Annotated in this window: 2 protein-coding genes; both read left to right on the forward strand. The window is 72.7% G+C overall.

The genetic code is table 11. The features are described 5' to 3' along the window. Positions 1–844: SDR family NAD(P)-dependent oxidoreductase (locus tag ACLEQD_RS36565; RefSeq protein ID WP_410390519.1), on the forward strand; the 844-nt coding region annotated here is incomplete at its 5' end. Between the two features lie 27 nt (positions 845–871). Further along, the coding region (locus tag ACLEQD_RS36570) for a beta-ketoacyl synthase N-terminal-like domain-containing protein (RefSeq protein WP_410390520.1) at positions 872–5,116 on the forward strand (4,245 nt) is incomplete at its 3' end.

A 5,116-nucleotide genomic window follows, 5' to 3' on the forward strand; every position in this document is an offset into this window, starting at 1 on the left:
GGCCCGGCCTCGCGCGCCCGTCCACGCCGTGCCCGCGCCGGTCCCGTCGCGCACGGAGCCGACCTTCGCGGGGAAGGTCGCGCTCGTCACGGGTTCCGGGAAGGGCATTGGCCGCGTCATCGCGACGCGGTTGGCGCGCGCGGGGGCGACGGTGGTCGTCAACTCGTTCCACTCCCGCGAGGACGGGGAGAAGACGGCGCGGGACATCGTGGACGCGGGCGGCAAGGCGCTCCACCTGTGGGGCTCCGTCGCGCAGGAGGAGCACCTGGAGCGGATGTTCTCCGCGATCCGCGAGCAACTGGGCGGGCTCGACCTGCTCGTGTGCAATGCGTCCAACGGGCTCATCGGTCCGTTCGACCGCATCGCGCCCCGGGACTGGGACAAGGCGTTCCGCACCTGCATCACCGGCACGTATGAGTGCGCGATGCGCGCCCGTCCGCTGATGGCCGCGCGCGGGGGCGGGAGCATCGTCACCATGTCCACGTCCATGTCCCAGCGGTACATGCACGACCTGGGCTGCCAGGGCGTGGTGAAGGCGGGCGTGGAGTCGCTCACGCGCTACCTGGCAGCGGAGCTGGCGCCGGAGGGCATCCGCACCAACTGCGTGTCCGCGGGGCCCGTGCACGGAGACCTGCTGGGCATGTTCCCGGACGCACCCGAGCGCGTCGCGCGCTGGGAGTCCGCCACGCCCGGTGGACGGCTGTGCACCGCGGACGACGTCGCGGACGTGACCGAGCTGCTGCTGGGGCCGAAGACCCAGCGCGTGAATGGCGCCATCTGGGTGGTGGACGCCGGCCTCTCCGGGACCGTGGACGGCCTGCTGCCGGCCGCTCGCGCGTCCTGATCCGTTCCTCTTTCCGGAGCCACCACCATGGACTTCTTCGCCGTCCCGTACGACATCCACTTCGATGACACGATGGCCTACGGGAGCCATCACTTCCTCACCAACTTCAAGTTCCAGTGCGCCGGCCGGGAGCACCTGCTCTTCAGCCCGCACGCCTTCGAGGTGCCCGAGTTCCGGCGCGACTTCGACCAGGTGCTGCTGCTCACCTACGAGGGCTATTCGCGCAACCTCGCCCCGGCGGCGCTGGGGGACCGGCTGGTGGTGCTGACGTCGCTGGAGGAGCGGGGCGAGGTGTCCTTGCGCTTCTGCTTCCGCACGTTGAAGAGCGACGGCACACCGGTGGCCTGCGGCTACCAGACCGTGCTCTGCGCGGACCGGCAGGGCGTGCTGCGCGCCTTCCCGGAGTCCTTCCAGCGCAGCTTCGAATCCCTGGCGGCCCTCCATGAGCCGGCGGGCGCGAAGAGCTTCCGCGACCTCGCCTTGCAGGGAGGCGCGGGCGTCCAGGCGCTGTTCCCGCAAGCCGTGCGTGAGCTGGCGAGGACCCTGCTGGCGGACACCGCTCCGCGCGGGGTCTCCCGCACGGTCCGCCTTCCCGAACCGGGACTCCCGTTGCCCGCCAACGCCACGGCGTTCCTGTTCGCGGGACAGGGCACGTTCGAGCCGGCCCTCTTCCTCCAGTTGAAGGCGCTCCAGCCGGAGCTGCGTGAGGAGCTGAAGGCGGTGGCGGAGGCGTGCCGGTCCCAGGGCATCGACGTGGCGCCGCTGCTCGCGGCGGAGGACGTCGCCCAGGTGGGCCGGTCGCTGGACGCGTCGCCGCTGTTGGATCAGCTCGGCATCTTCCTGTCCGGGGTGCTGGGGGCCCGTTGGATGGAGCGGCAGGGCACGCGGCCGGACGTGTTCGTGGGGCACAGCTTCGGGGAGATCGCGGCGATGACCGCGGCCGGCGCGCTGGACCTGCGCACGGGCGCGGAGGTGGTGTGCCGTCGCATCCGGGCGCTCCAGACGGTGCGGGACGACCTGGGGACGCTCGCGGCGGTCGCGCTGTCGGAGCCGGAGACCGTGCGGGCCGTGGCGGAGAGTGGCGCGCGGAGCCTGGAGGTCGCGGGCCGCAATCACTCGCGGCAGACCGTGGTGGCGGGGCCTCGTGAGCAGTTGGAGCAGCTGCGCGCGTTCCTGGAACGGCAGGGCAAGGGCTTCACCTTCATCTCCAGCCGGTACCCGTTCCATCACCCGAGCCTGGCGCCCGCGGTCGCCGCGTTCCGCGCGAGCCTCGCGGACCTCGAAGTTCATCCGGCACGAGGGCCCATCTATTCGCCCATCGAGCGGAAGGCGTACGGAGATGGCCGGTCCGAGCTGGCGGGGGCGCTCGCGTCCCACCTGGTGCGTCCCTTCGACTTCCCGGGCGCGGTGGAGGCGCTGGTGGGCGCGGGCTGTACCCGGTTCGTGGACTGCGGCACGGCGGGACGGCTCACGCGCATCGTCCAGCGGATCCTCCCCGCGGACTCGTCCGTGGCGCTGACGTCGCTGGACCGTGCGCTGCCCGCGGACCCGCCGGCCGCGTCGCCTGTTGTTCGAGACGCGGAGACCGTGGCCCCGGCCATCGCGGTGGTGTCCCTGGGCTGCATGCTGCCGGGTGGCGCGAAGGATCCGGAGACGTACTGGAGGAACATCCAGCGGGGCATCAGCGGCATCGTCGACACGGGCCTGAGCCATCCCGACCAGGTCGTGGACTTCGTGGGTCCGGCGGTGACTCCGGACCGCACGTACACGCTGCTCACCGGGCGGGTCCTGGACACGGACCTCGTCCCGCCCCCGGGCATCCAGCCGGACCGCTTCCAGCGCTATGGCCGCGAGCAGCAACTGCTGGCGATCGCGCTCACGCAGGTGATGGAGTCCCTGCGCTCCACGGCGCCGCGTGCGCCCGGACGGATCCAGTGTCTGCTCGGCTCCACCGCGGACGGCTCTCCCGAGTACGACGACGCGCTGTGCCTGGAGGCGGGCGAGGCCCTGCTGCGCGCACGAGGCGAGACGGCGCTGGAGTTCTCCGCGCTGATGCGTGAGGCCCTGGGGGTCGGCGCCACGTCCGCCGAGCTCGCGCCGCACCCCACCCTCCAGGCGGTGGTGACGGACGTGGTGGGTGCGGGCGTGTCCACGATGCTGCTGGATGCGGCCTGTGCTTCCTCGCTCTATGCCATCGCGCTGGGGATGAAGGCGCTGGAGCGCGACGAGGCCGACCTGGTGCTCGCGGGTGGAGTGTTCTCCCCGGGCCCGGGCAACAGCTGCCTGTTCTCGCAGTTCAAGGGGCTCTCCGCGACGGGGAGCCGGCCCTTCGACGAGCGCGCGGATGGCGTCATCTTCGGCGAGGGCGCTGGCGTGGTCGGCCTGATGCGCCTGGAGGACGCCGTGTCCAAGGGGCTGCGGGTCCACGCGGTCATCCGGGGCGCGGGGCTCTCCAGCGACGGGCGCAGCAGCTCCGCCAACGTGCCTCGCGCGGATGGACAGGTGGCCGCGATGGAGGCGTGCTACGCGGCGGCGGGCGTCGAGCCTTCATCCATCCAGTACATCGAGGCGCACGGCACGGCCACGCCGGCCGGTGACACCACCGAGTTGCAGTCGATTGGCCGCGTCTTCGGCGGCAAGCGCAAGGGCCTCCAGCTCGCCAGCGTGAAGGCGCTGATCGGCCATGTCGGCTGGGCAGCGGGGGCGGCTTCGGTCATCAAGCTGTGCAAGGCCCTGGAGCACCGGAGCTTCCCGCCGCAGTCCCACTTCGACCGTCCGGGCGCGGGGCTCCGAGCGCTCGGGCCGGACTTCGAGGTGAGCACGCGGGAGCAGCCGTGGCCGGAGAACGGGGTGAATCCCCGCCGGGCCGCCACGAATGGCTTCGGCTTCGGCGGGACGAACGCGCACCTGGTGCTGGAAGAGTACCGGGGAGGCACGGTCGCGACGCGCGCAAGGGCGGTGCCCGCTGCGGGCGAAGCGCTGGTGGTGGTGGCCGCGGAGGGGATGTTCCCGGAGGCGCGCGTCGACGCCCGGGGCCTGCGGCTGCCCGCGTCCGTGCGGCTGTTGCCGGACATCACCGAGGACATGGACCTCACGCAGCACCTGGGGCTCATCGTCGCGAGCGACGTCGTGAAGAAGCTCGGGGCCTTTGATTCGCTGCGGACGGGGACGGCCATCGTCCTGGGGCTGGAGGGGAAGACGCGCCGGGGCGTGGAGGCCACGCAGCGCGTGCTGGCGGACTCCACGCGGCGCCGGCTGCGCGAGCACGTCCAGCGAGCACCGGACTCCGCACGGCTCCTGCCGCTGGTGGACCGCCTGCATGCGGCGGTGGGCGCGCTGCGGCCCTCCGGGCCCTACACACTCCAGGGGATGATGCCCAACGTCACGCCGGGGCGGGTGGCGGGAGCACTGGACACCAAGGGGCCGAACTTCGTGGTGGACGCGGGGGCGGGCACGCTGGCCGCGTCGCTGCGGGCCTCGCGGGCCCTGCTGGACAGTGGGTTCGAGCTGGTGCTCGTGGGCAGCGCCCACGTGCGGCGCCCGGGAGAAGGCCCCGCCGCGGCCATGCCTGAAGAGGGCATGGCGATGCTGGCGGTGACCACGGCCGAGAAGGCGGAAGCGCGGGGCTTGAAGCCGCTGTGCCACCTGCGGATGTCCGAAGAGGCGGGCTCCGGGCCGGGCGTCACGCTGCCGCCCCACTCCGCCCGGGAGGCCCAGGAAGTCCTCCGGGCGGTGCGGGCCGCCGCCGGGGGACAGGCGACCACGCTGCACTTCCATCCGGAGGCGGCGACCGGCACACGGCTGGTGGTCCAGCTTCGTCCTGGACTCAGTGCCCAACCGGGTGCACCGGCGGCGGCGCACCTCACGAACCTGTCCGACAGTCGGACAGGTTTGGACAACCGCGCCGGGTCACCCGGTGCCAGCGGGCTCCCGCTGACGCATCCCGTCAGCCCGGCCTCGGCGCCTGCCGTGGCTGGGGGGCTGCCCGTCAAGCCGAGCAGCGGAAACTGGTCCGACAGTCGGACCAGTTCGGACAGCCGCGTCGGGTCTCCCGGTGCCAGCGGGCTCCCGCTGACGGTCCAGGTCGGCCCGGCCTCATCGCCTGCCGTGGCCGGAGGGCTGCCCGTCCCTCCGAGCGGTGGAAACTGGTCCGACAGTCGGACCAGTTCGGAGAACCGCGTCGGGTCTCCCGGTGCCAGCGGGCTCCCGCTGACGGTCCATGCGTCGCCGACTCGTCTCTGCCGTGGCCGGGGGGCTGCCCATCCCTCCGAG

Origin of the sequence: Corallococcus sp. 4LFB, from assembly GCF_046520365.1 — a bacterium.
GTDB classification, from domain to species: domain Bacteria; phylum Myxococcota; class Myxococcia; order Myxococcales; family Myxococcaceae; genus Corallococcus; species Corallococcus caeni.